At 54.4% G+C, this 3,869-nt stretch carries 2 protein-coding genes; both read right to left on the reverse strand.

What is annotated here, in order from left to right:
• Positions 1 to 270: 270 nt before the first annotated feature.
• The gene (locus CKW37_RS32240) at positions 271 to 2,472 is read right to left on the reverse strand and encodes a S8 family peptidase (protein ID WP_034061308.1); all 2,202 of its coding nucleotides are present in this window, start codon (positions 2,470 to 2,472) and stop codon (positions 271 to 273) included.
• Positions 2,465 to 3,556 (reverse strand): AAA family ATPase, encoded by a 1,092-nt coding sequence (locus CKW37_RS32245; protein WP_034061305.1) that lies wholly within the window; start codon positions 3,554 to 3,556, stop codon positions 2,465 to 2,467. The genes CKW37_RS32240 and CKW37_RS32245 overlap by 8 nt, the downstream gene beginning before the upstream one ends.
• Positions 3,557 to 3,869 lie beyond the last annotated feature (313 nt).

Genomic DNA, 3,869 nt, shown 5'->3' on the forward strand with positions numbered 1-3,869 from the left:
CTTTCTCGGTCACTTGCTTGACCGCTTCGATCTTGAATTCTTCGGGGTAACGCTGACGACTCATGGCTCCTCCTATTTGGGCCTCATTATGAGGCTTGGAGGTGTCTACGAAACTAGGGGCGATTCAAGAAGCATCGCTCTGCGGAACCCAATGTCGAACCGACTCAGCTTTTAACCTCGCTCGGGCTCAATATGAGCCCGAGCGAGCTACCTGTGGCAATATCGAGGCTTTCATCAGAATCCTCGCCTTAAGGTTTCTGGTGGCCATTTCTATGTCGTAATTGTGGTTTCTACAGTTACTTCGACAGGTTGAAGGATCTGATACTTCTGTCTGATCAAGTTGTAGATGTCAGGGATATCGTCAGCTTGCACGGTCACAATCAACGCGTAATTGACGTCTGGTGCCGAGCTCGGCGAGATGCCACGACTGCTCTCGCGTGCGTGGTATTCAATGTCGAAAACCGGACCTACCAGAGAGTCTTCGCCATCAAAGCTCCGATCACGATGTAGGCAGGTTTCCCATTTATGGGCGTCATCTCGGAACTGTCTCTCAGTCATCTTGTACTGGGAGCCGCGACCAAAGAAGTCTTTGCTTGTCTCGATACCGGCGCCCGCCTTGGGGCGGAAAACCACGCCCATCCCTGAGCGGGTGTAGTTGATGGCGTGCTCGGGGTCGGTGTGCGCCTGAATGCAGAACGTGGCTTTGATCTGCGCTTTTCCGGTGATTGGGATGTCTGGGAAGGGAATGGGGCAGCGCAGGTACTGACCTTTCTCAAGTTGACCCTGAAAGATAATGGTGGCGCTACTGTCTGGGCATTCAAGAAGGACCAGCGGGTCCTCTTGGAAACGTCCCCAGCCCACCTCGTTGCGGCTGATTGTGCGCTTGTACTCGGAATGGTGGACGAGCAGGGCTTTCAAAGCGATTGCCGTCATCTCATAGGACGTCGAGCAAGCAACACCTGCCGCAGTCCTTAGTGTCAGCGGCGCTGAGTAACTGGTTCCTTGGACGCCGACGGTGCTCCCCAGAATAGGGTTGAACACCTTAAAAGGTTCAGCGTCGGAGCCGCCAAAGGCAACGCCATCGGGCTTGACGTAGCCCGGGCTTCTTCCGGGGCCTACGCAACTGTATTCAGCTCGCTTCCATTTAGTACCGCTGGTGTCTGCAGCGCCAATCGCCAGCGCGTTGACCATGTCCCCTGGTGGTTGAATCCTGTTCGCCCCTTCTACGTCGCCATCATTGCCGACCGCGACGGTGGCCAGGATGCCGTGGCGCGAGCAAACCTGGTCAAGCGTTGCAGTCCAGGCGTGCACCTCTTCGTCATTAATCGGCATTCGTGGGCCAAGACTCAGGTTGGTGAACTTGTATTCTCCAGAGTCGAGTGCATCCCGGATCTTGATCAGTACGTCGAAGAGGTCTGGATCTCGGCCAGAGATAGGCGAAAGCACACGATAGTGGTGGACATTCATGTATGGACGTTTGAGCTCGTCAACTTCTGAGGCGAGCCTGCCAAACAGAAAGGTCGATGTGACTTCGTTGCCATGCATAAGCAGTTGGCCGTTTGTATCGCCTGTGTCCTCGTAGTAGTACTCGGTCGCCCAGCCGGCGAGGTCCGTTGTCCCCAGGCCGCCATCAAAGATTGCTGCAGCTTTGTCTGGGGCAATAGCGGCGTGGCTGGGTAGCGTCGTGCTGTAGTTGGCTAGCGTTGAGCGAGCAAGGGTGGGATGTGCGATTCGCAGCTCAGGCATAGGCCGAGCAACGCGAAGGAACGTATGACTGGCGATGGCCACAATGGCTTCTGACGACGCGTAGACCGGGATGAACGTTAGCCCCCCAACCTTGATCCGCCGCTTCAGGTCAGCTTTGCCCGAATGTGCTTTCACAAAGTCAGAGAAAGAGGCAACGATGTCTTCTTCATCGGATCCAGCATGCAGGGCAACTTCGAAGGCATGCGGACCGTCTCCCTGTGGAAGCGGGCCCCGGATCTTGCTCTCGTTTTGGATCCAGCGGACCGACTCGATCTCCTTGAGCTCTTTTTCCAGTGTGGCCGGGATGTCGCTCGACTTGAGCAGGCCACGTAGGTTGGCGACGGCGCTTTCGGTGCCAGCGATAAACAGGGTCGCTGTGGCTTGGAGCTTTCCGGCATCTCGGATGTCCGTAACTTGCCTCGGAACAATCGAAGTCTCTTTGCTCCCTACATCGCGCAAGCCTGCTTTTTTGAGGATGCGCTTGGGGAAGTAGGATTTGGCCAGAAAAGCAGGGTGCAGCGTCAGCTCAAAAACACCTTCCCCGCGGGGTTTGGCTGCTTTCGGAAGAGCTGAGAGAGATAGTTGAACCTGCTCCAGGGATGAGGAAATCTCGGCACGGATCTCCTCAAGCGTGTACGGGTATTTCTTTGGCCCAGAATTACGCTTGATCTCTTTGGCGGTTGCCAGCGCTTCCCCTTTCCCTAAAAGCAGGTTCCTATCAGCCATTCGTACTCTCCTTGAATTCCTTTATGACTTTTCCAACAGTTGGGTGGGAAACATTCAGCTCGCTTGCGATTTTTCGCTGGGATAAACCCTGCAAGGAGAGCTGGATAATCCTCATATCTCTGGTGCTATGAGCCGACTTTCCAGAAGCGAGGTTCTTGAGCGAGATATCGATGATGGTGTCGTTAAGTGAGCGCTGCTCCAGAACTGCCCGTTTTCTTGCCGTAAGGACGATTCTGTTTATGTCCGAGAACGAGCTTCCCTGCAGGTGGGTAGCCAGTTGCTGGGCGATTTTGGGAGATACCTTTGCTTCGGTTAGAAGCCCCTCAATTAGCTGGATGGGAGGGTTTTCAAAGCGAACCGTTGCTTCAAATCGCCGCCATGCAGCCGGATCCAGCATGTCTGGATGGTTTGTTGCGGCGATCAAGATGGAGGTGGATGGCCACTCATCGATGGCTTGCAGCAGAACGTTAACCAGCCGCTTGAGCTCCCCTACGTCTTTCTCGTCGTCTCGTCTTTTGGCGATCGCATCAAATTCGTCCAAGAACAGAATGCAAGGGAGGCTCTTGGCATGCTCGATTACGGCCTTGATATTCGTGCCGGTCTTACCCAGCAAGCTGGACATTACCGATGCAAGGTCCAGCGTAAAAATTGGGAGCTGGAGCTTGCTGGCAATCCAGTGTGCAGCCAGTGTTTTGCCGACTCCTGGTGGGCCGGTAAAGATCATGGAGCGAATCGGCTCCAGTCCTGCGGTTAGGAGCTCTTTGTGGCTTTTCCGCTCTTGAATGATCTCTAGCAGTTGCTGCTCGACGGCGATTTCCCACTTGGGCTCGAATTCAATGAAGGCGTCTGCGCCTTCTTTTAAAAGGCTGCGTCGAGAGTCTGCATCTACCGGGGTCGCCAAGCGTGGAGCGCCTCGCACCCCACTATCGGATGCGAGGAGCTCGGCTAGACGAGAGGCAAGTTCTGGCTGCGTCTTCTTGAGCTTGCTTACGATCTGACGGCCTATGAGAGCAAAGGCTGCGGCGTTGCCTCGAACCCCTTGCTGGTAAAGAGATTCAAGGTCTTTTTCGGCTAGTGTTACCATGATAAGCCCATTTATTTCTGTGTCCTGGCATAGCGGTAAATTTAATTATTATAAATTTACCACTTATTTACCAGGCTTTCCATTCCCATCTCTAGAGGGAAGGAGTGACGTGACATGCCGTACTTTTCCAAAGATTGCTCGAGCGGCCACCGAGCGGTCACCCCAAGCGGAGAGTGAGGCACTATGGTAACCGTCTGGCCAACTCACCCCTCAGCACACAGACCAGCTCGGACAAGAACGGGTGGAAAACAAAGCCTTGCCCGCAGGTATACCCATTGAATAAGCCTGTATCTGACGTAGGTCATGCAGAGCC

Origin of the sequence: Pseudomonas sp. Irchel 3E13, assembly GCF_900187455.1 — a bacterium.
Classification (GTDB): Bacteria; Pseudomonadota; Gammaproteobacteria; order Pseudomonadales; family Pseudomonadaceae; genus Aquipseudomonas.

Excerpts from the sequence above, each read along its gene's own strand:
- CKW37_RS32240 (WP_034061308.1), bottom strand. The coding sequence starts at position 2,472 with ATGGCTGATAGGAACCTGCTTTTAGGGAAAGGGGAAGCGCTGGCAACC.
- CKW37_RS32245 (WP_034061305.1), bottom strand. The coding sequence starts at position 3,556 with ATGGTAACACTAGCCGAAAAAGACCTTGAATCTCTTTACCAGCAAGGG.